This window comes from Sphingobium sp. 22B (assembly GCF_001580035.1).
In the GTDB taxonomy this organism is placed as follows: Bacteria; Pseudomonadota; Alphaproteobacteria; order Sphingomonadales; family Sphingomonadaceae; genus Sphingobium; species Sphingobium fuliginis.
Genome location: NZ_LTAB01000015.1, coordinates 22,498 through 44,878, shown reverse-complemented (window position 1 = coordinate 44,878; position 22,381 = coordinate 22,498). Strand labels below are relative to the sequence as shown.

The following is a 22,381-nucleotide window of genomic DNA, read 5'->3' as shown; positions in this document are numbered from 1 at the left end:
GCAGGAGACTTTCCTGCGCGTTCTGGGCGGTCAAGGTCGCATAAGGCCTAACCCTGAAGGGCATGCTGAATTCCGTCTCCCACTCTTTTGCCGACATCATACAATGCATTCCGCATTGAGCAACGAAAATCTTGACTCCTCGGGACCGCATTCCGCTTACACCGGACTCTCATTCCGGACCCCAACACTGATGGTCTTCATCTCCAAGAATTCTTCAATACCGTGTCGCGAACCTTCTCGGCCAAGTCCCGATTCCTTGATGCCGCCAAACGGTGCGGTCTCGGTCGAGACGATGCCGCTGTTTAAGCCGACCATCCCGGTCTCAAGTCCTTCGGAAACCCGCCAGGCGCGGTCAATGTCGCGGGTGAAGGCATAGGCCGCCAGCCCCGAGCGCGTGGCGTTGGCAAGCGTCAGCGCTTCGACCTCGGTTTCGAAACGGAACACCGGGGCAACCGGCCCGAAAGTCTCCTCGTCCGCTAGCCGCATCGCCGGGCTCGCTCCGGTCAGAACAGTTGGTTGGAAGAACAGCTCTCCGGCCTCGTGTCCCTTGCCGCCTGTGACCAGCTGGGCACCTTGCGCCACGGCGTCGGCGACATGCCCGTGAACCTTGGCCAAGGCTGATGCGGTGATTAACGGTCCCTGGTCGGTTGCACCTTCAAGGCCGTTGCCGACCCGGAACGCGGAGACCCTGGCGGCCAGCGCCTCGACGAAGCGGTCATGAATGCCGCTCTGCACCAGGATCCGGTTGGCGCAAACGCAGGTCTGTCCGGTGTTACGGAATTTCGATGCGATCACCCCCTCGACCGCCTGATCGAGATCGGCATCGTCGAACACTAGCAGCGGGGCATTGCCGCCCAGTTCCATCGAAACCCGTTTCAGGGTGGTGGCGCATTGCGCAGTCAGCAGCTTGCCAACCGCGGTCGAACCGGTGAAAGTGAACTTGGTGACATCGGGATGGCTGGTCAGGACCGATCCGATCGCGGGTGCATCCCCGCAGACCACGTTGAACACGCCGGGCGGAATGCCCGCTTCGAGAGCGAGCTTTGCCAGAGCGCAAGCGGTCAGCGGGGTGAGTTCGGACGGTTTGAGGGTCACGGTGCAGCCCGCCGCCAGTGCAGGCGCGACCTTGCGGGTGATCATCGCGGCGGGAAAGTTCCACGGCGTAATGGCGCCAGCCACGCCGACCGGCTGACGGATCACGATAATCCGCCGCTCGGAACTGGCCGGAATGACCTCGCCATAGACACGGCGCGCCTCTTCGGCGAACCACTGGATGAAGCTTGCGGCGTAATCGACCTCGCCCAGCGCTTCGGCCAGCGGTTTGCCCTGTTCGGCGGTCATCAGCAAACCAAGATCGTGGCGATGGAGCCGGACCAGCGCCAGCCAGTCATGCAGCACGCGCGCGCGTTCCTGAGCGGGCCGCTTGCGCCAATCGATGAAGGCGCGGGAATTGCTTTCAATTGCCCGGTGCGTCTGGGCAGCGCCCAGCTTGACGACATTCGCCAGCGTTTTTCCGGTTGCCGGGTTAGTGACCGCGTAGGTAGAGTCGGCACAGATCTCGGTGCCGTCGACAAGCGGCTGGCCGGTCAGGAAATCGCTGCGCTCGAGCGGGGGGATCGTAACGGTCAAGTCGTTGCTCCTTTGGCCCCAAGACAAGTTGCCGATACCAAATTAGACGGCGAGGTGTCTGGCAGGTTCTTGGTCGGTGCCACCAGAAGGTTGAGGGCGGCGGCGGACCGCCGCCCTCAGGAGTGGTAAGTGTCAGTACTTATAGGCGAGCTTGAGGAACCATTCACGCGGGCGTGAATAGGTTGCCACCGCTGTTCCAGCGACGTTGGGATCAACGAAACCGCCCTGGATATAGCGTTTGTCCGTCAGGTTGGTCACGCCAGCGGTCACCGTATAGTGCTCGCTCTTCTCGGTGAACGAAGCACTGGCACCGAACACGCTGTAGCCAGGCTGGCGCAGTTGCGGGCTGTTGATCGCATCCTTGAAGGTTTCGCTCTGGTACGACCAGTCGCCGCGCAGAGTCAGTTTGCCCATGTCGCCTTCATAGACGTCGGCATTGAACGAGGCCGATCCGGTCCATTCCGGCACGAAGGCGAACTTCGAGTTCAGGTTCACGGGGAACGCGAACGGATCAATGGAGCGGTAATAGGCATCAAGATAGCCAACGCCGAAGGTCAGGCGTAGCCAATCGGTCGGAGCCGCCTCGCCTTCGACTTCAAAGCCTTTGATCCGGCCGGTACCGGCGTTTCGTGCCCGGGGGGCGATGCCTTCGCTGACGACGACCTGGATGTCATCGTAGTTTGACATGAACGCGGCGAGGTTCAGGCGCAGACGGCGATCCAGCAGCTCGGTCTTGAGGCCGAGTTCGTATGATTCCACGAATTCGGGCCTGAACGACGGCGCAACCTGTTCAGCCGGGAAGATCCGCTGCGTGAATCCGCCGTTCTTGAAACCCTTGGAATAGGAGGCATAGACAAGGATATCGTCAGTGATCTTGTAGTCAGCCGAAATTGCCGGCGTCCATTCCTTGGCCTTGGCGGCAACCTGGACCGCCGGCATCGTGTGGTTTCCACCAGGGTTTGTGGCGGCTGGTGCGCAGCCTCCAGGCAGCGGGAAGCCGAACAGCGGGCTCGTCGGATCGGTCACCAGCAAGGGAACCGGCTGGCCGGTTACGCATTGGCTGAATGCAACGAACACGCCTTGCGGGTATGGAATGATGCCGGCCTGCCCCAGCGGAACTGTGTAATCGTTGTAGATCGTCTGGAACGAGGGATCAAAACGCTTGGTCTCATTGGTATAGCGGATACCCGGCGTAATCGAGAACCGATCGGTCACTTTGAAGGTCGCCTGCAGATAGCTGGCATAGCTGTCGTTATCGATCTTGCCACCGCTGAGGAAATCGGCAAAGCCAAAGTGCAGGTCATTCTTGTCCTGGCCTTTTTCCTTCAGGTAAAAGGCACCCAGAACGAACTTCACGCGATCGTTCAGGATGCTGCCGGTCAATTGCAGTTCCTGCGAGGCCTGCCAGAGGTCAATGTTGTTGGTCGACTCAAGGTAGGGATGCGGTGTGGCGTCGAAGTCCCACACAGTCGTGGCCTTCTGATCACGGTAGGCGCTGATCGACTTCAGGTTGATGTCGCCGAAATCATAATCCATCGTCAGCGTAGTGCCCCACAGGTCGAAATCTGACTGGTTCTTGCCATCAGACCAGGTCGTGTCGATATCGCCCGTGATCCACTGCTTGGTGGCGCAGCTTGGATTGTTGACCGGCGCTAGCTGGCCATCCGCACCGCAAGCACCGGCGCCGCCACGAAGCTTGTTCCAGGCATAGGTCGCACTGGGGAAAACCACGCTCCGACCATTCAACTGTACGACCTGCAGCAGGTTCGGCGATTCAAACAGGTCTACCAGAGTAGAGGCAGCTGCCGCCTCGCGGCGGATGTTGATATCCCCGCTCAGGTTGACGGTCAGTTTATCGGTCGGCTCCCACTTGAACGCAATGCGTCCGCCGAAGCTGTCCTTGTTGCCCTGGCGGCCGCCGTCGAACAAACGCTTCTGATAGCCGTCGCGGGTTTCATAGGAAGCAACCGCGCGCATTGCGAGATTGTCGCTCAGAGGCACGTTGATCATGCCCTTGAAATCGGCGCGGTTGAACCGTCCGGTTGCCGCTTCGAGCTTCATGTCGAACTCGTTCTGAGGTTCGACGGAATTGACGACGATCGCGCCGCCGATGGTGTTCTTCCCGAACAGCGTGCCCTGGGGCCCGCGCAGGACCTGCACGCTCGAAACGTCGGCCATGTCGAGCAGCGCACCGACCGAGCGGGCAACATAGACGCCATCGACATAGACGCCCACGCCCGGGTCGACCGTGATATTGAAATCGGTCTGGCCCACGCCGCGGATGAACGCGGTGATCGAGGCACTGGAACCGGAGAGGTTGGCTACCGGCGAGATGCTGACGTTCGGCGCGAACTTGGCGACTTCCGCAACGTTGACGATCTGCTTTTCTTCCAGCATCGCCCCGGTCATCGCTGTGATCGCGACCGGCGTTTCCTGCAGGTTCTCGGCCCGCTTGCGCGCAGTCACGATGATTTCACCTAGACCGCCGGTATGTTGCTCCTCAGCCTGAGGCTCACTTGCTGCGGCGTCCTGCGCATGCGCCGCCATCGGTGCGAGCCCGATTGATCCGACGATCGCCGAGGCGCTGGCGCGCAGGACGACCTTCCGGAAATTGAAAGATCGGTTTGTCATTGGCATTCTCCCTTTTGTTTTGTCACTTTACAACTTGGCCTCGATTGTCATTCCAATCTTACGAGGTTGTTCATAGAACCCGTCGGTGCCCAACGTTCCGGGGCGCACGGTTTGCAGCACCTTCTCGTTGGTCAGGTTCGTCACCCACAGGCCGACCTTGAAGGCTTCGCTTCCAGGCTGCCAATTGATCGAGAGGTTGGACAGGGTGTAGGGGCGTTGCGAGAATATGTTGGCGAAGTCGTAATATACCCTCGAACTCCACAGCAGATTTCCTGCCAGAGTGACGCGCCCGTTGCCGACGTCATGGCTCCAATCAAACCCCACATTGCCCGACCATTCGGGCGCCCGGGTCATGACCTTGCCTGAAGCATCGTAGGGAGCAGCCACGTTGCCGACGTAGTTGCCGTTGCCATTCACGATCGGCGTAAAGCCCTGGGCGTTGGGGAAATCCTTATAGCGGGCATGGGTATAGGCAACCGCCGCACGCAGCCTTAGGTCGCGGACCGGATTGATGATGGTCTCAAACTCGCCGCCATAGATTTCGGCGTTGGCTGCATTCTGCAGGATGTATCCGGGACCGGTCGGAGCCTTCGACTGAAGTTGGAGGCCCTTGTAGTCGTAATAATAGGCGGCTAGGTTGGTGCGCAGCCAGTCCAGCGGATCGGACTTAATCCCGAATTCAGCCGCCTTGATGTTCTCCGGGTTGACCGGGGTGCCGCTGATTCCCGCCATGTTGTATACCCCGCTCTTGAACGCGGTGCTGTAGGTGGCGTAGACGTTGGTCTTGTCGGTCACCTCATAACGGACACCGACTTTGTAGTTGAACTTGTTGAACGTTTTTGAAACGTCATCGACCAGCAATACTCCATTGTTGGTTTGGCTAAACCAGCGCGTCTCGGTAGTGTAACGCCCGCCAAGAGTGAGGAACAGCTTCGGCTGAACCTCATAGGTGCCTTCGGCAAAGCCCGCGAATGAGCGTCCATCAAGCTTGGGTGTCAACGACGGCCCTCCCAGGGGCAGAGCCGGGTTGGTGGTGGTCCAAGGCTCGAGGACCGGGGCACCACCGCCGAACTGGTAGAAGTACCCGCCGACCAGCCACTGGAAGCGGCCGGGATTGGCCGAACTCAGCTTGATTTCCTGACTGCCCGACTCCGATTCAAACACTGCCGGAAAGTTCGAAAGATTGATGTTCGAGGCATCGCCATCGGTGGTCTGCCGCCAGCGCAGGTTGAGAAAACCGGTGGTGGTTTCAAGCAGGACGCTACCCAGATCGAGCCGGGTGTGCAGTGCCGCGCTCCACCGTGTGAGGTTGAGCAGCGGAACCTCGGTCAACGACGCCTGCCAGGCATCGGTCGGTACGATCACGCCCGGCCAGTTGCGGCCCGCGGTGTTGCCGTCCAGCGGTTGCGGCGAATTGGTCGTGCTTTCCTGATTGAAGTATTCCCCGGTCAGGACCACCTTGAAATTGTCGGTCGGCTTGAACAGCAACTTGCTGCGCAGGTCGATGACGCGCTGGTTGCCAAGTGTGCCGCCGCGGACCAGATCGTCGATATAGCCATCGTTTTTGCGGAAAAGCGCGGCAAAGTCAGCCGCGACCTTGTCGCTCATTGGCCCGGTGAAATAGAGCCGGGCATCGTAATCGCCGGCATCGCGCCTCATCCGGCCCACGCGCAGCGAAGCCTTGCCGCGGAAGTCGAAGCTGGGATCGGGGGTGATGACGTTGATCAGTCCGCCGGTGGCATTGCGACCGAAGGTCGTGCCCTGCGGCCCGCGCAGCACCTCGACCCGCTCGACCTCGACCAGGTCGATCCAGTTGGCGGCCGATTCCGGTTGGTAGACGCCGTCGATGTAGGTTGCGATATTGGGTTCATCACCAACCGAAATGCCGGTTGAGCCGACGCCGCGTACGACCGGCTGGAAGACACCCATATTACGGCTGCCGATGAAGCCCGGCACAACCTGAGTGAGGGAGCGGACCGTTGAAACATCGGCGGAAGCAAGAGCATCGCCGGTAACCGCAGTAACTGCAACCGGCACGGTTTGCAGCTTGGCCTCGCGCCGAGTGGCGGTGACGATAATGTCACCTAGGCCTGTGCTTGCAGCCTGGGACTCGTCCGTTTCGCTTGTGATGTCTTGTGCTAAGGCCATCTGCGGCGTCAGCGCGGTCACTCCCAACAAAGCGACAAAATAGCAGTCCTGCTTTTTCACGTATCCCCCCTTGTGTAATCGAATTTTTTATTTTGACTTGTTCAAATACTCGGCAAGAAAATCCAATCGGTCATTTCCCCAGAAAATCTGGTCGTCAACGAACATCAGCGGCGCACCGTACACGCCGCGCTGGATCGCCTGGCTCCGGGCCTTGCGATATTCGTTCTGGCCAGTCGGCGACTCGACGAAGGCAATCAGCGCTTCGGCGTCGAGACCAGCTGCTGTGGCGCATGCGGCCAGCTCGTTGCGGTCGCCCGGGTCGATCCCCTGGCCCCAGATCCGGCGGTAGGCATCGGTCACAAATGCCTCGGCCTTACCGTGCTCGCGGGCGAACAGCACCGCGCAATTCCAGTCTGCGCAAGCGAAGCTCGCCGGAAAGGTGAGGGGCACCCCATAACGTTCGGCCCAGCGCTCAAGGTCTGCCTTCATGACCTTGATCTTGGGCAAGACTTCGCGATTGGACGGGCCATAGTTGCCGGCGGCAATTTTGGCTTCAGGAATGTCAATCGGCCAGTATTCCACCGTGCTTCCCGCTACCCGCGCGATCTCCGGCAGCTTGAGCTGGGCAAGGTAGCTGAACGGGCTGATGAAATCGAAGTAGAAGTCGATCGTGCGGGTCATGCCGGTTCCACCTCAAAGCCGACCATTTTGCGATAATTGTCCCAGAAGCCGATGATCGCGCCCTCGGTGACGAGATGGTCGGCATCCTCGGCTCGACCGCCACCCATCGCGATGTAGGACGTCGCGCTTGCCTCGCCGACGATGGCGTTCTGGACGATCTCCACCGCTTCGCCGTCTTCCATCGAAATGAGTCCTGCAGGTCCGATCAGGTTAGCCTGTTTTAGCCGGATGGCCTGCATTTCCTCGTCGTCGTCCTGGTAGCCGAAATGGGTCCAGACCAATTCGAATTCGTCTGGGCCGTAAGTCACGGTCTGGCGTACGGCGAGCGTGTTCTGGATCTGCTGGAGGACGAGGTTGGGGTAGACCGCGAGGATCACCAGAGTGACATTGTCCGCGAACTCCTGCCGACCTTTCAGCAGCGACATGTCCTGCAGCTTGAATTCGGTGTCGAAGGTGCGGGAATCGCCGTAGGCCTGCTTGTCGGCGGCATCGTCGTTGCTCGCCGCGATCGAATAGAGCAGCGAGTGGCGTTTGTTGGCATCCATAAGCGCCTTACCGGTCTGGGTTGAGCGATACAGACCGAACGTGTTGTGGAATAGGTGCAGCAGGCTCGCGTGGTAGGGATCGCGGGTGTTCTCCGCGTAAAGCTTCCAATTCCCGCGGATGCGCTGGCGCTGGTCGCCCAGAACGGTGACGGGTTTGCACATGATCCGCTCGATCTGCTCGACCACGATCGGACCGAGGAAATCACGGCAGGATTCAACCGTTTCGGAGAAAGAAGCGAAGACCAGACCGTTGACCGATTCGGTGCGTAACTGTCTCAGATTGTGCTGGCTCATGTCAAAATCGCCAGGCATCCCGCCTTGCCCCTTGAGGCCGCGGCGGAAGGGCACGCCGATCAGCTTACCCTTCAGGTCGTAGGCCCACTGGTGGTAGACGCATTCCAGACTTGAGCGGTTGCCGCGCATTTCGCGGCAGACCAGGGCACCGCGATGGGCGCAGCGATTGACCACGACATGCACCGAGCCGTCGCTGTCGCGCGTGAGGATCACCGGCGTTTCGCCCACGAAGGTCGATTTGAAATCACCTGCCTTCGGAACTTCAGCTTCAAGTCCGACGAAGGACCAGCAGTCACCCTTAAAAATTTTCTCCTGTTCGCGATCATAGTACTGGCGATCGGTGAAAACGCGGTACGGAACCCGGCATCCGGCAGTGGACGGGGCTTGATCCAAGGTGTCTTGTTGCTGGGCAATGGACATGATTGGGTGCTTTCAACTTTGCAGCTAGATCGGGCGGACCATCATCGTATCGATGAGGTGGGTGTCGAAGATTGCGGTCTTGGAAAGGAAGCGCGAGCCAGCGCCGGAAACGTCGATTTGATCGACATATTTTCCGGAATTGTAGATCGACGTCTGACCGTCGTTGCGCGTCATCAGGACCACATAGTTGGTCTGTGTGGTGACGATCTGCCCGCTGGTCGACTTCACGCGGGTCGGACCGAGAATATGCCGGTAGCTGTGCGCGGGAAAGATATTGGCGCGGCGCAAAGAGACGATGCGATCGACCAGCATGCCGCGGCTGTCGCAGAACACCGCAGCCAGGTTCAGCGAACGATTGTGGTTCTCCGCTGAGATCACACTGTACTGGCACTTTTCTTCAAACAGGTTAGGCCATTCTTCCAACCGGTCGTCATCGATCAGTTCCGCATGAAGCGCATTAAGTTGCGCAGCGGCATGCTGAAACTGCATCTGCTCAAGGGTGGGAAGGCCCATCAGGCTGCTCCTTCGGGCTTCGTGATGCAGACCCAACCATCCTCGATTTCGACCGGATAGGACGCGATCGCCACTTGGCAGGGAAAGGCCTTGGCTGCGCCGGTCTTGATGTCGAACGAGCCGCCATGGAACGGACACTCGATGATGTCGCCATCCTGATATCCGTCGGTCAGCATGGCATTGCCGTGAGTGCAAAGATTGTCGGTAACGAAAATCTCGCCATCAACATTATATACTGCGAGGGCGGGCATTCCTTCGGCGAACGCCGCGACCGGCTCGCCGTCTTTTACGCCGGCAACTTCACAAAGGCGCAATTGGTTCGACATGATGGGGTTGTTTTCCTGTCAAGAATTGATTTACACGAAGATTGTCACAGCAGCGGAACGTCCATTCCGTAACCAGCAGCCTCGTTGCCATGACCGAAGATGTCACGGGTGTAGTATTCCTGCTGGCTCGGCGCCTGGCGCGCACCCCAGCCAAATTCCCACAGCCAACCCGACGGGTTAGCGCAGTAAAACGTCAGGGCCTGGTCGTTGGCGTGCTTGCCCAACTGGAGCGCGACGTCAATCTTCTTCGCACGCACAACGTCATGGGCCATGCCGAGATCATCGAGTTCGGTGTATTCGAACATCAGGTGATTGATGCGCTTTTCCATCGGCCCAAGACCGAAAGCAACAGAATGCTGTCGTTCGTTGCAGTGCATGAAGTAGGGCTGGGCAACCATGCCGTTCGGCAGATGAAGGTGGTATTCGACTGAACCGCGCAGACCCAGCAGTTCATAGAAACGAGCCGCCGCCTCGACATCGTCCTGGCGCAGAATGCAGTGCCCAACGCCTTGCGATCCGGTCAGGAACTTGCCGAACATCGGACGGCCAGGATGAAACGGCTTGTGCGTATCGACCTGGGGGCCGAAGAAGATCTCGGTCGGATTGCCGCCCGGATCGGCCAGCTTGAGTAGCCCGAGAACGCGGCGCTCGCGCGCTTCGGCTTCGGTGCCCACGGTGAAGGGGATTCCCGCCGCGCTCAGCTTTTCCTGCATCGCGGCGAATTCCTGCGGCCCGGCCACGCGCCAGCCCATGTAGGCCAGGTCATCGCTGCCATCAGCGTGCAGAACGATGCGGTGATGCCAAAGGTCCATCCGCAGATAGAGCCGATCCCCTTCGCCTTCATCGACGACTTCCATGCCGGCGACTTCGGCGGCGTAAGCGCGCCAGGCAGCGAGATCGGAAACGGAAAGACCAAGATAGCCGAGTTCGGTGACGACCGACATAGTTCAAACTCTCCCAATTCACCCCAAAACAGGGCCATTTTGCGATTTGCTGGCAACCTTGCTTCGATTCGAGCCGCCGGTTTCAGCCATTTCTGACCCACTACCTACCAGAACGTTTTTCATTGTGCAATACGTTGCACGAAATGATGGGATGAGGTAATCACCGTGTGCCATCTGCGGTTGATTCGCGGATGGTATTGGGTGCCCGACGCACAGAACGGGAGAGGATCGATGGAACTCAATGATAAAATCGGCGGCAGGATTGCCGACTTGCAGGGCTTGAAAGGGCGCATGCGCGCTTGGCTCAAGAAGGATCACGAGCGCGGGATCTTCCAGCTGGACCGCGCCGCTTTCACCGAAGCTGCGCTGTTTGAGCTCGAGATGAAGTACATCTTCGAACGGAACTGGGTCTACCTCGCGCACGAGAGCCAGGTTTCCAAGCCGAACGATTTCATCACCACGAAAATCGGCCGCGTCCCCATCCTTGTAACCCGGGACAAGTCCGGCGATGTCGGCGCCTTCGTGAATGCCTGTTCGCACCGTGGCGCGCGCCTGTGCCGCGAGCGGGCCGGCAACAAGCGCAACCACATGTGCCCGTTTCATGGTTGGACGTTCTCGTCCGGGGGCGACCTGCTGGACGTCACCGATGAGAGCATCGGGGGCTATCCGGAGGCATTCAATCGCGCCGATTTCGGGCTTCAACCGGTCGCCCGGGTGGAAAGCTACCGCGGCTTCATTTTTGCCAGCCTCTCCGCCGATGTCGTCCCGCTGGTCGATCACCTCGCCGGCGCGCGGGATTTCATCGATATCCTGGTGGACCAGTCGAAGTCCGGCGCAATGGAAGTTTTGCCCGGAACCAACCGCTACCGCTATCACGGCAACTGGAAGATGCAGGTCGAGAACGGGCTCGACGGCTATCACGTCATGACCACGCATGCCAACTACTTCATGACGGTTCAGCGCCGCGTCGAAGGCATTTCGAAGAACGAAACCAAGGCGATTAGCTTCAATGGCTTCACCGCGCGCGATGGCGGGTCGTTCTCGTTCCACAACGGACACACGGTGTTGTGGGCCGACTATGCCAACTTCATGGATCGCCCCAATTTCGAGATCATCGACTGGCTCGAAGAGTCCTACGGCGCCGAAAAGGCCAAGTGGATGAACAAGCGCATCCGTAACCTGCAGCTGTTTCCCAACGTCTTCCTGATGGACCAGACCAGCACGCAGATCCGCATCATCCAGCCGCTGGCCCTGGATGAGACCGAAGTCAGCACGGTGTGCATCGCCCCGGTCGGCGAAAGCCCCGAGGCGCGGGCCCTGCGGCTGCGTCAGTATGAGGATTTCTTCAATTCGACCGGCATGGCGACCCCGGACGACCTGACCGAATTCAACAACTGCCAGACCGGGTATGGCGCCGGCGAAGGCCGCTACAACGAGATGTCGCGCGGTTCGACGCGCTGGGACACCGGCCCGGGCAAGTTCGGCGAGCCGCTCGATTTCAATGTGGTGCTGAGCAGCCCGGCGGTTGCCGACGAAGGCCTCTATGTGGCGATCCATGACGAATGGCTCACGCTCATGGAAAAGGCCATCGACAGCGAGTGCAGCGAGCTTGCCGCCTTCCTTGAGCGTTCACTGGAGAAGGCACGATGACCGCATTCCATTCGCGCTGGCTGGCGGTTTCCCGCTTCATCGGTCAGGAAGCCATGGCGCTTGACGACAAGGACTGGGATGCCTGGCTGGCGCTCTATCACGAAGAGGCGGAATACTGGGTTCCAGCCTGGGACGATCACGAACGGCCGACTGCGGATCCGCAGAACGAAGTCTCGCTGATCTACTATCCCAACCGGGGCGGGCTTGAGGATCGGGTGTTCCGGATCAGGACCCGGCGCTCGGCGGCGAGCACGCCGCAGCCACGCACGGTTCACCAGTTCTCCCTGCTGTCTGCTGAGGAGAGCGATGACCAGGTGCATGCGCGGACGTCTTGGACCACGGTTTCGGTGCTGGAAGGCAAAGTCGCCACTCTCAGCGGGTGGGCCTTCTATGATCTCGAACCTCGGGATGATTCGTTCGTGATCCGCCGCAAGAAGACGGTTGTCGTCACCGATCTGTTCCAAGAAGTAGCCGATGTCTACAGCCTCTGAGCGGGTGCGCCCCGTCGTGGGGACGATGATCGGTGATCCCGCCGGGATCGGACCCGAAGTGGCTGTCAGGGCGCTGGCCGACGGTGCCGTACACACGGATTCGATCCCCGTGCTGGTCGGGTCTGCTGCGGCGGTAGAGCGGGCGCTCGATTTCACTGGCACCAAGGCACGGCTGCGGGTGATGCGCGGCTTCGAAAAACCCAGCGACGATCCCGCGATCATCGACGTCATCGATACCGGCGCGCTGCCCGATGGCGTTCTGCCCCTGGGCGAGGACACCGAGGCCGCCGGGCACGCCACCGCGCAATGGCTGGATGAGCTCGACGCGTTGGCCCGCGACGGTTCTTTCGCCGCCACGATCATGGGGCCGATCAGCACTGGTTCGCTTAAACTTGCCAAGAAGCTCGACAGGGTCATCAGCCCGACCCCGGGCGAAAGCTATCTGGTGCTGCTGACCGGGCCGCTCAGGGTTGCGCATCTCACCGACCACATGTCGCTGCGGCAAGTGATCGACGTCATTTCAGCCGATCTCGTCGCCACGGCGGTGGGGCAACTGCACGAGGCCATGCAATCGTGGGGCATCGCCCAACCGCGGATCGCGGTTGCCGGTCTCAACCCACATGCCATGGGCGACGAGGATCGCCTTGAAATTGCGCCTGGGATTGAAGCCGCGCGGGCAAGGGGCATCGATGTCGAAGGGCCTATCGCGCCTGACTCGGTCTTCCGCCACTGCATCGAGGGTCGCTACGACATGGTCCTGGCGATGTTCCACGATCAGGGCCACATCGCGGTCAAGACCTGGGGCTTTTCGGGCAATAGCGTGATCATCATGGGGCCGCCGTACCTGCACATGTCGGTGGCCCATGGCACCGCCTACGACATCGTCGGTACCGGCAAGGCCGATGCCGCGATGATGCTGAGCGCGATGCGCACTTGCGGACGACTCGCTTCGGGCCGCGGTTTCGAACAAGCTTAGGGAGAAGACCATGAACGCCGAAACCATGCCCGTCGCCGCGGGGTCGGAGCCGACTGCGGTCGATTACGCAGTCTATCACAGCCAAGCGATCTTCACTGCCGAACAGGAAAACATCTTTCGCGGACAGACCTGGTGCTACCTCGGCCTCGAAGCCGAGCTGGCCAACAGCGGCGATTTCCGTTCGACCCATGTCGGCAATACTCCGGTGGTGGTGACGCGGGCAACCGATGGCACCATCCATGCCTGGGTAAATCGCTGCGCCCACAAGGGCGCAACCGTGTGCCGCTCGCTGCGTGGCAACCAGGCCGACGGGGCGTTCGTCTGCGTCTATCACCAGTGGGCCTACGACGCGACCGGTGCGCTTGTCGGCGTGCCGTTCCGGCGGGGGCTGAAAGGCGTGGGCGGCTATTCGAAGGAATTCAATATGGCCGAGCATTCGCTGGAGCGGTTGCGGGTCGAGACATTCGGCGGCCTCGTGTTCGGCACCTTCAACCCGACCATCGCCCCGCTCGACGACTTTCTGGGTCCAGTGATGCGCAAATACATTCAGCGCGTCTTCCAGCGCCCGGTCAAGGTTCTGGGCTATGCGCGACAGTTCATGGCCGGCAACTGGAAGCTCTATTCGGAAAACAGTCGTGACAGCTACCACGGCGGTCTGTTGCACCTGTTCTATCCCACTTTCGGCATCTACCGCCAGAGCCAGGAAAGCGCGGGTCTGGTTTCGGACGAGGGCTACCACACCGTCTTTACCGTGTCTAAGCCCAAGGGCGATGTCGACTACGGCTCGTTCGGTGACGAGGCCAACCGCGAGATGCAGGGTGAGGCCAAGTTGCAGGACGAGCGCCTGCTGGCATTCCGCCCGGAGATCGCTGATGATGTCGGACTGCACATCCAGTCGATCTTCCCGTCTGTCGTTGTCCAGCAGATCCAGAACACCCTCGCCACCAGGCAGATCGTGCCCCACGGGACCGACAAGACCGAGCTGGTCTGGACCTATTTCGGCTATGCCGACGATGATGATGAAACGACTCGCCACCGCCTTCGCAACCTCAACCTGGTTGGACCGTCTGGGTTGATTTCGATGGAAGACGGCGAAGCGGTCGAACTGTGCCAGCAGGGCACGATCGGTGCCGAAGGCAAGCGCAGCTTTGTCGAGATGGGCGGGGACGATGTCCGACCGTCATACGCCCCGATGGGTATGGATGAAAATTCCGTGCGCGGGTTCTGGAAGGGCTATCTCGGGCTGATGGGCAATGCCTTGGCCGATCTCGCAGCGGAGGGCCGGGCATGAGCGTTGCAGCCGAAGTAGCGCAAGTCGCGCAAAGTGCGATCGACGATTTCAACGCGGCTTACGGGCTTTGCCTTGATGATGACCGGCTCGAGCAATGGCCTACGCTGTTCGTTGACGATTGCCTGTACCAGGTGATCGCGCGCGAGAATGTCGATAACGGCTTGCCCGCAGCTGTGATGTATTGCGACAGCAAAGGGATGCTGGCGGATCGGGTTGTCGCGCTGCGCAAGGCAAACGTCTTCCCCGAACATTTCAACCGGCACCTGATCGGGCGTGCGGTGATCACCGGCGCGGAAGGCAACCAGGTTTCTGCTGAAGCCAGCTATGTCGTCTTCCAGACCCGTAACGATGGTGAAACGCGTATCTACAATGCCGGCAAATATGTCGACTGGTTCGATCTTAGCGGTGGAACCGTTCGTCTGAAGAGCCGGACCTGCATCTACGACACGCTGCGAATCGCCACCCTGTTGGCGACCCCGATCTGAGCCGATCCCGCATTTCCTGGTTTGCCCAAAAGGAGACTATCCATGAAGCTGTTCATTAGCCCTGGTGCCTGCTCGCTCGCACCGCATATTGCCCTGCGCGAAACCGGTGCGGCGTTCGATGCGGTGAAGGTCGATCTGGCGACCCGCAAGGTAGAGACCGGAGACGATTTCCTGACGGTCAATCCGTCAGGCAAAGTTCCTGCGCTGACCCTCGACAGTGGCGAAACCCTGACTGAAAATCCTGCGATCCTGCTCTACATCGCCGATCAGAAGCCAGACGCGGCCCTGGCGCCTCGTGATGGCACGTTGGAGCGTTACCGCCTGATCAGCCGACTGAGTTTTCTGGGGTCGGAATTCCACAAGGCGTTCGTACCGCTTTTCACACCCGGCAGCAGCGACGAAGCAAAGCTCGCGGCCTCGACCGCCGTCAAGAATCATCTGGGTGCGCTGGACAAGGAACTTTTGGACAAGGAACACTATGCCGGTTCTGAATTCAGCGTCGCCGACATCTATCTGTTCGTGATGCTGGGCTGGCCGGCCCATGTCGGGATCGACATGAGCGCCTATCCCAACCTTGGTGCTTATTGCGGCCGGATCGCGCAGCGCCCGTCGGTTGGCGCAGCACTCAAGGCCGAAGGGCTCGTCTGATCGGGCATGCGCGAGGCGGCGATTTCTGCCGCCTCGCCGCATTCTTTATTTGCCAATGCGTTTGAAATAGTGCAATGAAAGCTACTGTAAGGTGTCAGTTCGCCGACTCGGTCCCGACACCATGTGGATACAAAATCAACGAAGCGGGAAAGGACTGGTTGGCTATCATGGCAAGCGCGACATTGGACACGAGCCGACCGGAAATCGCCAATTCGTTCGTCATCGGCGGAAGCTCGACCAATTATCATGACGTCGGCGAGGGCGATCCGGTCCTGTTGGTTCATGGTTCCGGGCCTGGCGTGACTGCATGGGCCAACTGGCGCCTGAACATTCCGGTTCTTGCTCAGGATTTCCGGGTCATCGCGCCCGACATGTTCGGTTTCGGCTATTCGGACAGCAAGGGCCGGATCGAAGACAAGCAGGTCTGGGTCGATCAGCTCGCCAGTTTTCTCGACGGATTGGGCATCGACAAGATTTCGATGGTCGGCAACTCGTTCGGTGGCGGGATCACGCTGGCATTCATGATTGCCCACCCCGATCGGGTGGAACGCGCCGTTCTGATGGGGCCTGCAGGGCTCAACTTTCCGATTACTCCTGCGCTCGACAAGGTTTGGGGCTACGTGCCGTCAGTTGAGGCCATGCGCGAATCGCTCAAGTACCTTGCCTGGGATCACAGCCGCCTGACGGAGGATCTGATCCAGTCGCGCTATGTCGCCAGCGCCCGGCCCGAAGCACATGAACCCTATCATGCAACGTTCGGCGGCGCCGACCGCCAGGCCAACGTGGCGATGCTCGCCAGCCGCGAGGAGGACATCGCCGCAATCGCGCACGAGACCTTGATCCTGCACGGGATTGCCGATCAGGTGATCCCGCTCGATTCTACCGTACGCTTGGCCACGCTGATGCAGCGGGCCGATCTGCACCTGTTCGCCGAATGCGGACACTGGGTGCAGATCGAGCGGATGGCAAGTTTCAACCGGATGGTTGCCGAGTTCTTTAAGCATGGCCTCAAGGCCTGATCGGAGAGGAGATTCTTCATGGCTTTGACTGGTGTAATTCGTCCTGGCTATGTCCAGCTCAGGGTTCTGGACTTGGACGAGGCCATTATCCACTACCGCGACCGGATTGGTCTAAACTTCGTCAATCGCGAGGGGGATCGGGCCTTTTTCCAGGCGTTCGACGAATTCGATCGTCACAGTATCATCCTTCGCGAGGCCGATCAGGCGGGCATGGATGTGATGGGCTTCAAGGTCGCCAAGGACGCGGACTTGGACCATTTTACCGAGCGCTTGCTCGATATCGGTGTCCATGTCGACGTGATCCCGGCGGGGGAAGATCCCGGTGTAGGCCGCAAGATTCGGTTTAACACGCCGACACAGCACGTCTTCGAACTTTACGCCGAGATGGCGCTGTCGGCCACCGGTCCGGCCGTCAAGAACCCCGATGTCTGGGTCGTGGAGCCACGTGGCATGCGTGCCACCCGCTTTGATCACTGTGCGCTCAACGGCGTGGATATAGCCAGTTCGGCCAAGATTTTTGTCGATGCGCTTGATTTCTCAGTCGCCGAGGAACTGGTCGATGAAACCAGCGGCGCCCGGCTCGGCATCTTTCTTAGCTGCAGCAACAAAGCACACGATGTCGCCTTCTTAGGCTATCCCGAAGACGGTAAGATCCACCATACCTCGTTCAACCTGGAATCCTGGCACGATGTTGGCCATGCCGCCGACATCATCAGCCGCTACGATATTTCGCTGGATATCGGGCCGACCCGTCATGGGATCACCCGCGGGCAGACGATCTACTTCTTCGATCCCTCGGGCAACCGCAACGAAACCTTCAGCGGCGGTTACATTTATTATCCGGACAATCCGCAGCGCCTGTGGCAGGCAGAGAACGCCGGCAAGGCCATCTTCTACTACGAAAAGGCGCTCAACGACCGCTTCATGACGGTGAACACCTGATCATGGACGGGGTGGTTTCGGTCCGGACAGTAGGCCACGAATTGGCGCTCAAGGCAGCGGCTGCCGCCGTTGCCATGGGTGCGGCGGCGGGCTGTCCGGTCGTTGCCGCGGTGGTCGGCGCGGGGGGAGACCTGGTCGCGTTCGTGCGCGCCAGCGGCTCCCCTTCGCCGTCTGCAAAGATCGCGCAGGACAAGGCTTACAGCGCCGCCAGCTTCCGCGTCCCGACGCCGGATCTCTATGCGATGGTTTCGGGCAATCCGGCCTTGCGCGACGGGATCGTCGCGCAGCCGGGAATAGCGATGTTCGGCGGCGGCCTACCGATCGAAATTGCCGGTGAATTCGTCGGTGCGATTGGTATTTCCGGCGGGAGCGAAGCGATGGACGTCGAGTACGCCAACGCCGGCCTCGCTGCGATCGGCGCAAGGCAATTCTGACGCCCCATGGGTTCTGGCAAAACGTAGGTAATATGCACCAATGACTTCCGTCTCCTCCTCTCCAATCACGGATACTATCCTGAACTTCATCGACGGGTCCTATCGCGAAGGCAGCGAGGGCAAGTCGTTTTCCAACGTCAATCCGGCCACCGGGGCCGAGATCGGGGTTGTGCACGAAGCAAGCCAGGCAGACGTCGCCGACGCCGTGGCTGCGGCCAAGGCCGCGCTTACCGGGCCGTGGGGCAAGATGACCACGGCCGAACGGGTCAAGCTGATCACCGCCGTGGCGACCGAGATCGAACGCCGAGCGGATGATTTCCTGGCTGCCGAAGTGGCCGACACCGGCAAGCCGCGTCATGTTGCGTCGCATATCGATATTCCGCGCGGAGCCGCTAACTTCCGCATGTTCGCCGATGTCGTCTCGACGATGCCGGGCGAAAGCTTCAACACGCCAACCCCCGATGGCGGCCAGGCGTTCAACTATACCGTGCGCAAGCCCAAGGGTGTGGTCGCCGTCGTCTGCCCGTGGAACTTCCCGCTGCTGCTGATGACCTGGAAGGTTGGCCCGGCGCTTGCCTGCGGCAATACCGTGGTGGTCAAGCCGTCCGAGGAAACGCCTCGTACCGCTGCCCTACTGGGCGAAGTGATGAACGCGGTGGGCATGCCCAAGGGTGTCTACAACGTCGTCCATGGATTCGGTCCGGGTTCGGCCGGCGAATTCCTCACGTCCAACCCCGATGTCGATGCCATCACCTTCACCGGCGAAACCGGCACCGGACAGGCCATCATGCAGAAGGCCGCGACCGGCGTTCGCGACATCTCGTTCGAACTCGGTGGCAAGAACCCGGCGATCGTGTTCGCCGATGCCGACCTCGACAAAGCGGTCGAGGGTCTGTCGCGCTCGGTCTTCCTGAACACCGGGCAGGTCTGCCTCGGAACCGAGCGGGTCTATGTCGAACGGCCGATCTTCGATGCCTTCGTGGCGCGGATGGCGGCGGCGGCGCAGGACTTCAAGCCGGGCGTGACCGGTGATCGCGCCTATCTCGGCCCTCTGATCAGCGCCGAGCACCGCGAGAAAGTGCTGGGCTACTATCGCCGTGCGGTCGAGGACGGGGCCACCGTGGTCACCGGCGGCGGCGTTCCTGAAATCTCGGGCGCGGAAGCCGGCGGCTTCTTCGTGGAACCGACGTTGTGGATCGACGTCGCCCACGGCGACACCGTGATGCGCGAGGAAATCTTCGGGCCGTGCTGCGGCATCTTACCGTTCGACAGCGAGGACGAGGTGATCGCGCTGGCAAACGATACGGTATACGGCCTGTGCGCCTCAGTCTGGACCGAAAACCTGTCCCGCGGACACCGCGTGGCGGCGGCGATGGAGGTGGGGGTGTGCTGGGTCAATTCCTGGTTCCTGCGCGATCTGCGCACGGCTTTCGGCGGGTCCGGCCATTCCGGCATAGGCCGGGAAGGCGGGGTGCACAGCCTCGAATTCTACACCGAGATCACCAACATCTGCGTAAAGCTTTAAGACGATGACTATCGACCCTAAAACCATCGAACAAGCGGCTCTGGCGCTGCGCGGCGCCGCCGAAAGCGGCACACCGGTCAGTCCGATCCGAGACCTGATTGCCGCCGGTGGCGTTGAGGCCGCCTATGCTGTGCAGGAATCCAACACCCGGCACTACCTGGCTAGCGGGCGGCGGCTCGTAGGGCGCAAGATCGGCCTGACGTCGCTTGCAGTCCAGCGCCAGTTGGGGGTGGACCAGCCCGATTACGGGATGCTGTTCGCAGACATGGACGTGCCGGAAGGTATCCCGGTGTCGCTTGATCAGGTCATCCAGCCCAAGGTCGAGGCCGAGATTGCGATCGTCGTTGGGCGGGATTTGCCCCACCCCGACATGACCACCGCCGAGATGATCCGCGCGGTCGAATATGTCGTTCCGGCAATCGAGATCGTCGACAGCCGCGTCGCCAACTGGGACATCAAGATCTGGGACACGATCGCCGACAACGCGTCGAGCGGACTGTTCGTGCTCGGCGCGGTGCCGCGCAAGCTAGATAGGCTGGATTTGCGCACGTGCGGCATGGTTATGGAGGTAAAAGGCGAACCGATTTCGGTCGGCGCCGGGATCGCCTGTCTTGGTAGCCCAATCACCTCTTCCCTGTGGCTGGCGCGGGTCATGGCGAATGCCGGGCGGCCCCTGCTGGAAGGCGACGTGATCCTTTCGGGCGCGCTCGGCCCGATGGCCGGGGTTTCTCGCGGAGATGTCGTTGAAGCGCGGATCAATGGGCTTGGCACTGTCCGAGCTACGTTTGCTGCTGACTGAATTGGAAGTGGAGGTTGGTCAAATGGCCAGGATGAAGTGCGCAATTATCGGTTCCGGCAATATCGGCACTGATCTGATGATCAAACTGCTCAAGGGCTCGGACACTCTGGAGCTGGCAGCGGTAGTCGGGATCGATCCGGCCTCGGAAGGCCTGGCGATGGCCCGCGAAAGGGGCGTGGCCACCACTCACGAGGGGATCGAGGGCCTGTGTCGGATGCCGCAATATGCCGATATCGGCATCGCCTTCGATGCGACTTCGGCCTATGCGCACAAGGCGCATGACGAGATACTCGCCCGCGACGGCAAGCTGATGGTCGACCTGACACCGGCAGCGATCGGTCCGGCGACCATCCCGCCTGTCAACCCCGCGGTCGATGCGACCGTTCGCAACATCAACATGGTGACCTGCGGCGGCCAGGCTACGATTCCGATCGTCGCGGCGGTCTCGCAGGTGGCCAAGGTGCACTATGCGGAAATCGTCGCGTCGGTTTCGTCGCGCTCCGCCGGTCCCGGCACCCGTGCCAACATTGATGAGTTCACCCGCACCACCGCGCGGGCGATTGAGACTGTCGGCGGTGCGGCCAAGGGCCGGGCTGTGATCATTCTCAATCCCGCCGAACCGCCGATGATCATGCGCGATACGATCTTCACGCTGTCGGAAATGGTCGATGAGGAAAAGGTGCGCGATTCGGTCCTGGCGATGATTGCCAGGGTGCAGTCATACGTGCCGGGCTACCGGCTCAAGCAGGACGTGCAGTTCGAACGCTTCGGTTCGAACCGGCCGCTCAAGATCCCCGGCTACGGTGAATTCGAAGGCCTCAAGACCAGCGTGTTCCTCGAGGTCGAGGGCGCGGGCGATTATCTGCCCAACTATTCCGGTAATCTCGACATCATGACCGCTGCCGCCAAGGCGGCAGGCGAGAGCTTGGCCAAGACTCATATGGAAAAGATCGCAGCATGACCTTTGATCCAACATCTGATCGGCTCTACATCCAGGACGTGACCTTGCGCGACGGGATGCACGCCATCCTGCATATGTATGGCACCGACAGCGTGCGCACGATCGCCAAGGCGCTTGACGAGGCAGGGGTGGATGCGATCGAGGTCTCGCACGGCGATGGCCTGAACGGTTCGACCTTCAACTATGGGTTTGGCGCCCATACCGACTGGGACTGGATCGAGGCTGCCGCTGATGTCATCCAGAACGCGGTGCTGACAACGCTTCTGGTGCCCGGCATCGGCACCGCCGAAGAACTCAAGCGCGCCTATGCCATGGGGGTGCGCTCCGTGCGCGTCGCGACCCACTGCACCGAGGCCGACGTCGGCAAGCAGCACATCGGCATCGCGCGCGATCTGGGCATGGACGTATCGGGCTTTCTGATGATGAGCCACATGATCGAGTCCGAAGCGCTCGCGCAGCAGGCGCTGCTGATGGAAAGCTATGGCGCGCATTGCGTCTATGTCACCGACAGCGGCGGGGCGCTCGACATGGATGGCGTGATCGCACGTCTCCAAGCCTATGACCGGGTGCTCAAGCCTGAAACCCAACGCGGCATCCATGCGCACCACAATCTGTCCTTGGGCGTGGCCAATTCGATCGTCGCCGCGCAGACGGGCGCGGTGCGGATCGACGCGAGCCTTGCCGGGATGGGTGCGGGAGCCGGTAACGCACCGCTCGAGGTGTTCATCGCCGCCGCCAACCGCAAGGGCTGGAAGCACGGCTGCGACGTGATGGCGCTGATGGACGCGGCGGACGACATCATACGCCCGCTTCAGGACCGTCCGGTGAGGGTCGATCGCGAGACGCTCAGCCTGGGCTATGCAGGCGTCTATTCAAGCTTCCTGCGCCATGCGGAAAAGGCAGCGGAACAGTACGGAATCGATACCCGCGAGATCCTCGTCGAATTGGGCAACCGCCGGATGGTCGGAGGCCAGGAAGACATGATCATCGACGTTGCGCTTGATCTGATCAAAGCTAAGGCCAACTGAG

21 protein-coding genes are annotated in these 22,381 nt (G+C 60.7%); 13 read left to right on the top strand and 8 right to left on the bottom strand.

Annotated elements, in window-relative coordinates:
- Window positions 1-156: 156 nt before the first annotated feature.
- The 8 genes from A0J57_RS14430 to bphC form a co-directional block, all read right to left on the bottom strand.
- Complete coding sequence (locus A0J57_RS14430; RefSeq protein WP_061939273.1) at window positions 157-1,629, bottom strand: NAD-dependent succinate-semialdehyde dehydrogenase; 1,473 nt, start codon at window positions 1,627-1,629, stop codon at window positions 157-159.
- A 132-nt stretch (window positions 1,630-1,761) separates the two neighbouring features.
- Window positions 1,762-4,260, bottom strand: coding sequence for a TonB-dependent receptor (locus A0J57_RS14425; RefSeq protein ID WP_061939270.1), 2,499 nt, complete (start codon window positions 4,258-4,260; stop codon window positions 1,762-1,764).
- Between the two features lie 27 nt (window positions 4,261-4,287).
- A complete protein-coding gene (locus A0J57_RS14420) occupies window positions 4,288-6,468 on the bottom strand; it encodes a TonB-dependent receptor (protein ID WP_061939268.1) in 2,181 nt (726 codons plus the stop codon).
- Between the two features lie 27 nt (window positions 6,469-6,495).
- Window positions 6,496-7,089 carry a 2-hydroxychromene-2-carboxylate isomerase gene (locus tag A0J57_RS14415; protein WP_061939266.1) on the bottom strand — a complete coding sequence of 198 codons (594 nt, stop codon included), beginning with the start codon at window positions 7,087-7,089 and terminating at the stop codon, window positions 6,496-6,498.
- The gene (locus A0J57_RS14410) at window positions 7,086-8,348 is read right to left on the bottom strand and encodes a Rieske 2Fe-2S domain-containing protein (protein ID WP_008828125.1); all 1,263 of its coding nucleotides are present in this window, start codon (window positions 8,346-8,348) and stop codon (window positions 7,086-7,088) included. The genes A0J57_RS14415 and A0J57_RS14410 overlap by 4 nt, the downstream gene beginning before the upstream one ends.
- Before the next feature lie 24 nt (window positions 8,349-8,372).
- Entirely contained in the window at window positions 8,373-8,861 is a 489-nt protein-coding gene (locus A0J57_RS14405) for an aromatic-ring-hydroxylating dioxygenase subunit beta (protein WP_008828126.1), read from the bottom strand.
- Window positions 8,861-9,187, bottom strand: a complete 327-nt coding sequence (locus A0J57_RS14400; protein WP_008828127.1) for a non-heme iron oxygenase ferredoxin subunit — start codon at window positions 9,185-9,187, stop codon at window positions 8,861-8,863. The genes A0J57_RS14405 and A0J57_RS14400 overlap by 1 nt, the downstream gene beginning before the upstream one ends.
- A gap of 44 nt (window positions 9,188-9,231) precedes the next feature.
- Window positions 9,232-10,131, bottom strand: a complete 900-nt coding sequence (gene bphC / locus A0J57_RS14395) for a biphenyl-2,3-diol 1,2-dioxygenase (RefSeq protein WP_008828128.1) — start codon at window positions 10,129-10,131, stop codon at window positions 9,232-9,234.
- Between the two features lie 231 nt (window positions 10,132-10,362).
- On the opposite strand from bphC, the gene A0J57_RS14390 reads away from it, so the two are divergent.
- The 13 genes from A0J57_RS14390 (at window position 10,363) to dmpG (ending at window position 22,380) form a co-directional block, all read left to right on the top strand.
- Window positions 10,363-11,781 (top strand): Rieske 2Fe-2S domain-containing protein, encoded by a 1,419-nt coding sequence (locus A0J57_RS14390; RefSeq protein ID WP_008828129.1) that lies wholly within the window; start codon window positions 10,363-10,365, stop codon window positions 11,779-11,781.
- Complete coding sequence (locus tag A0J57_RS14385) at window positions 11,778-12,272, top strand: aromatic-ring-hydroxylating dioxygenase subunit beta (RefSeq protein ID WP_008828130.1); 495 nt, start codon at window positions 11,778-11,780, stop codon at window positions 12,270-12,272. Before A0J57_RS14390 ends, A0J57_RS14385 begins: the two co-directional genes overlap by 4 nt.
- A gap of 25 nt (window positions 12,273-12,297) precedes the next feature.
- A complete protein-coding gene (locus A0J57_RS14380; RefSeq protein WP_008828131.1) occupies window positions 12,298-13,248 on the top strand; it encodes a PdxA family protein in 951 nt (316 codons plus the stop codon).
- A 10-nt stretch (window positions 13,249-13,258) separates the two neighbouring features.
- Window positions 13,259-14,539 carry a Rieske 2Fe-2S domain-containing protein gene (locus tag A0J57_RS14375; RefSeq protein WP_008828132.1) on the top strand — a complete coding sequence of 427 codons (1,281 nt, stop codon included), beginning with the start codon at window positions 13,259-13,261 and terminating at the stop codon, window positions 14,537-14,539.
- A complete protein-coding gene (locus A0J57_RS14370) occupies window positions 14,536-15,024 on the top strand; it encodes an aromatic-ring-hydroxylating dioxygenase subunit beta (RefSeq protein WP_008828133.1) in 489 nt (162 codons plus the stop codon). Before A0J57_RS14375 ends, A0J57_RS14370 begins: the two co-directional genes overlap by 4 nt.
- 42 nt (window positions 15,025-15,066) lie before the next feature.
- Window positions 15,067-15,672 carry a glutathione transferase GstA gene (gstA, locus tag A0J57_RS14365; protein WP_008828134.1) on the top strand — a complete coding sequence of 202 codons (606 nt, stop codon included), beginning with the start codon at window positions 15,067-15,069 and terminating at the stop codon, window positions 15,670-15,672.
- A gap of 167 nt (window positions 15,673-15,839) precedes the next feature.
- The gene (locus A0J57_RS14360; RefSeq protein WP_008828135.1) at window positions 15,840-16,691 is read left to right on the top strand and encodes an alpha/beta fold hydrolase; all 852 of its coding nucleotides are present in this window, start codon (window positions 15,840-15,842) and stop codon (window positions 16,689-16,691) included.
- Between the two features lie 18 nt (window positions 16,692-16,709).
- Window positions 16,710-17,633 (top strand): catechol 2,3-dioxygenase, encoded by a 924-nt coding sequence (locus tag A0J57_RS14355; RefSeq protein ID WP_024018961.1) that lies wholly within the window; start codon window positions 16,710-16,712, stop codon window positions 17,631-17,633.
- 2 nt (window positions 17,634-17,635) lie between these two features.
- Window positions 17,636-18,067: a heme-binding protein gene (locus tag A0J57_RS14350; RefSeq protein WP_037517470.1), complete on the top strand. Its 432-nt coding sequence runs from the start codon at window positions 17,636-17,638 to the stop codon at window positions 18,065-18,067.
- 40 nt (window positions 18,068-18,107) lie between these two features.
- Complete coding sequence (locus tag A0J57_RS14345) at window positions 18,108-19,592, top strand: 2-hydroxymuconic semialdehyde dehydrogenase (RefSeq protein ID WP_008828138.1); 1,485 nt, start codon at window positions 18,108-18,110, stop codon at window positions 19,590-19,592.
- A gap of 4 nt (window positions 19,593-19,596) precedes the next feature.
- Window positions 19,597-20,391, top strand: a complete 795-nt coding sequence (locus A0J57_RS14340; protein WP_008828139.1) for a 2-keto-4-pentenoate hydratase — start codon at window positions 19,597-19,599, stop codon at window positions 20,389-20,391.
- Between the two features lie 22 nt (window positions 20,392-20,413).
- Window positions 20,414-21,352 (top strand): acetaldehyde dehydrogenase (acetylating), encoded by a 939-nt coding sequence (locus tag A0J57_RS14335; RefSeq protein ID WP_008828140.1) that lies wholly within the window; start codon window positions 20,414-20,416, stop codon window positions 21,350-21,352.
- A complete protein-coding gene (gene dmpG / locus A0J57_RS14330; RefSeq protein WP_008828141.1) occupies window positions 21,349-22,380 on the top strand; it encodes a 4-hydroxy-2-oxovalerate aldolase in 1,032 nt (343 codons plus the stop codon). Before A0J57_RS14335 ends, dmpG begins: the two co-directional genes overlap by 4 nt.
- Window position 22,381 lies beyond the last annotated feature (1 nt).

Coding starts and splice junctions, on each gene's coding strand:
- dmpG (WP_008828141.1), top strand. CDS start 21,349: ATGACCTTTGATCCAACATCTGATCGGCTCTACATCCAGGACGTGACC.
- A0J57_RS14415 (WP_061939266.1), bottom strand. CDS start 7,089: ATGACCCGCACGATCGACTTCTACTTCGATTTCATCAGCCCGTTCAGC.
- A0J57_RS14335 (WP_008828140.1), top strand. CDS start 20,414: ATGGCCAGGATGAAGTGCGCAATTATCGGTTCCGGCAATATCGGCACT.
- A0J57_RS14345 (WP_008828138.1), top strand. CDS start 18,108: ATGACTTCCGTCTCCTCCTCTCCAATCACGGATACTATCCTGAACTTC.
- A0J57_RS14380 (WP_008828131.1), top strand. CDS start 12,298: ATGATCGGTGATCCCGCCGGGATCGGACCCGAAGTGGCTGTCAGGGCG.
- A0J57_RS14425 (WP_061939270.1), bottom strand. CDS start 4,260: ATGACAAACCGATCTTTCAATTTCCGGAAGGTCGTCCTGCGCGCCAGC.
- A0J57_RS14350 (WP_037517470.1), top strand. CDS start 17,636: ATGGACGGGGTGGTTTCGGTCCGGACAGTAGGCCACGAATTGGCGCTC.
- A0J57_RS14405 (WP_008828126.1), bottom strand. CDS start 8,861: ATGGGCCTTCCCACCCTTGAGCAGATGCAGTTTCAGCATGCCGCTGCG.
- A0J57_RS14385 (WP_008828130.1), top strand. CDS start 11,778: ATGACCGCATTCCATTCGCGCTGGCTGGCGGTTTCCCGCTTCATCGGT.
- gstA (WP_008828134.1), top strand. CDS start 15,067: ATGAAGCTGTTCATTAGCCCTGGTGCCTGCTCGCTCGCACCGCATATT.
- A0J57_RS14375 (WP_008828132.1), top strand. CDS start 13,259: ATGAACGCCGAAACCATGCCCGTCGCCGCGGGGTCGGAGCCGACTGCG.
- A0J57_RS14410 (WP_008828125.1), bottom strand. CDS start 8,348: ATGTCCATTGCCCAGCAACAAGACACCTTGGATCAAGCCCCGTCCACT.
- bphC (WP_008828128.1), bottom strand. CDS start 10,131: ATGTCGGTCGTCACCGAACTCGGCTATCTTGGTCTTTCCGTTTCCGAT.
- A0J57_RS14360 (WP_008828135.1), top strand. CDS start 15,840: ATGGCAAGCGCGACATTGGACACGAGCCGACCGGAAATCGCCAATTCG.
- A0J57_RS14400 (WP_008828127.1), bottom strand. CDS start 9,187: ATGTCGAACCAATTGCGCCTTTGTGAAGTTGCCGGCGTAAAAGACGGC.
- A0J57_RS14340 (WP_008828139.1), top strand. CDS start 19,597: ATGACTATCGACCCTAAAACCATCGAACAAGCGGCTCTGGCGCTGCGC.
- A0J57_RS14370 (WP_008828133.1), top strand. CDS start 14,536: ATGAGCGTTGCAGCCGAAGTAGCGCAAGTCGCGCAAAGTGCGATCGAC.
- A0J57_RS14390 (WP_008828129.1), top strand. CDS start 10,363: ATGGAACTCAATGATAAAATCGGCGGCAGGATTGCCGACTTGCAGGGC.
- A0J57_RS14355 (WP_024018961.1), top strand. CDS start 16,710: ATGGCTTTGACTGGTGTAATTCGTCCTGGCTATGTCCAGCTCAGGGTT.